We start from the raw sequence: 1,848 nt of genomic DNA on the forward strand, positions 1-1,848 counted from the left end.
CGAAAGTTCGTAGGAAATTCGAATGGGGACTGATTTTAAGATCAATACAAGAAAGCATTGCCTTGGGGAAAAAAGAAGTATTTGGGGAGTCGGTTCGAAAGGTCGACTCGATTTCAAATCGACCAGAAATAAGGAGGGATAGGGCTTTTATTATCAACGAAAGTGTTCCGCCAAAAGGCAGTATAAGAATTTGTAAACGGTTAAATTTGTCTGTAAATTTGATTTCTTTCTTTGAGAGAATTTGAGGAGGTGAAAAGAAGAAATTTCTTGGTCTTAACCTATTGAAAGATCTTTGCAGGAAGGCAAATGTGTTGTGGACATCCTTCGGATAGTGTTGGGAGCTTGTTCATCGATAGTAGAAAAAGAACAAATATTGACTATTGGGAATAAAACAACGCTTGCCAAAGTAAATAGAATATCATTATTATAAATCTACATGATCTAAAATAAGTAAGAATGAAAGGAATCATTTTAGCAGGAGGCAGCGGAACGCGTTTGTATCCCATTACCAAAGGAGTTTCGAAGCAGCTTTTGCCTGTTTACGATAAACCCATGATCTACTATCCGTTATCGGTTTTGATGTTGGCAGGGATCCAGGAGATTTTAATTATCTCCACTCCCGAAGACCTACCGAATTTTGAGAAGCTATTGGGTTCAGGTGAAGATTTAGGAATCAACTTGTCTTATGCCGAACAGCCTAGTCCGGATGGACTGGCACAAGCTTTTATCATTGGAGATGAGTTCATTGGAGATGATTCTGTGTGTCTGGTATTGGGAGATAATATATTCTATGGTCATAACCTTACTGGTATGTTGAGAAATGCACGAAAGAATGTGGAGGATGAAAGCAAAGCTACAATTTTTGGCTACTATGTAAGTGATCCAAAACGTTATGGAGTTGCTGCTTTTGATGAAGATGGTAATGTGACTTCCATAGAAGAGAAGCCAGAGAAACCAGCTTCGAATTATGCAGTTATTGGTTTGTATTTCTACCCCAACGATGTGATACAGGTGGCTAAAAATGTAAAACCTTCACAAAGAGGAGAGCTGGAAATTACCACTGTAAATCAGAAATACCTGCAAGAAGAACGCCTAAAAGTAGAGCTGATGGGACGGGGTTACGCCTGGTTAGATACGGGAACACACGAATCTTTATTGGATGCTAGTCGTTTCATCGAAACCATCGAAACCCGTCAGGGATTGAAGGTTGCTTGTCTGGAGGAGATCGCCTATTTGATGGGCTATATAGATGCCGAGCAGGTGAAAGCTTTAGCAGAGCCCTTGAAGAAGAACGGTTACGGTCAGTATTTGTTGAATCTTGTTGAAGAAAAAAAATAAAACCACAGATGACACAGATTTGCACAGATTAATAATTTTAAATAAAAGATGATCGCGATGAGCTATAATAGTTTCTTATTTAAAGATGAATGCTATGATATTTTAGGTTGTTGTATGACTGTACATTCTGAATTAGGTTGTGGTTTTCTAGAAGCAGTATATCAAGAGGCTTTAGAGTATGAGTTTTCGCGAAAATCTATTTCTTATGAACGAGAAGCTCAAATTGATATCCATTATAAGGGAATTATCTTGGATAAGAAGTATTATGCCGATTTTATATGTCATGATAAGATCATTTTAGAGTTGAAATCAGTTAAAGCAATTGAAGATGTTCATATCGCACAGTTGATGAATTATTTAAAGGCGACAGGAATGCAGGTCGGTTATCTGATTAATTTTGGAGCAACAAGGCTTGAATATAAACGTTTTGTAATTTAATCTGTGAAAATCTGTGTCATCTGTGGTTAATAAAATATAATTAATGCGATTTATAAAAACAGAAATACCCGA

General features: G+C 37.1%; 3 protein-coding genes. All 3 read left to right on the plus strand.

The genetic code is table 11. The features are described 5' to 3' along the window. Positions 1-245 (plus strand): hypothetical protein (locus tag ABYT26_RS17645; protein ID WP_372756356.1); only part of this gene is annotated, 245 nt, incomplete at its 5' end. A 211-nt stretch (positions 246-456) separates the two neighbouring features. Continuing rightward, entirely contained in the window at positions 457-1,338 is an 882-nt protein-coding gene (rfbA, locus tag ABYT26_RS17650) for a glucose-1-phosphate thymidylyltransferase RfbA (protein ID WP_372756358.1), read from the plus strand. 57 nt (positions 1,339-1,395) lie between these two features. Then, the gene (locus tag ABYT26_RS17655; protein ID WP_372756360.1) at positions 1,396-1,776 is read left to right on the plus strand and encodes a GxxExxY protein; all 381 of its coding nucleotides are present in this window, start codon (positions 1,396-1,398) and stop codon (positions 1,774-1,776) included. The last annotated feature ends 72 nt before the right edge of the window (positions 1,777-1,848 follow it).

The sequence above is a fragment of the Labilibaculum sp. genome (assembly GCF_041595635.1).
Lineage (GTDB): Bacteria > Bacteroidota > Bacteroidia > Bacteroidales > Marinifilaceae > Labilibaculum.

Bases quoted from the DNA above. Each gene is read 5' to 3' on its own strand.
- rfbA (WP_372756358.1), top strand. From the start codon at position 457: ATGAAAGGAATCATTTTAGCAGGAGGCAGCGGAACGCGTTTGTATCCC.
- ABYT26_RS17655 (WP_372756360.1), top strand. From the start codon at position 1,396: ATGAGCTATAATAGTTTCTTATTTAAAGATGAATGCTATGATATTTTA.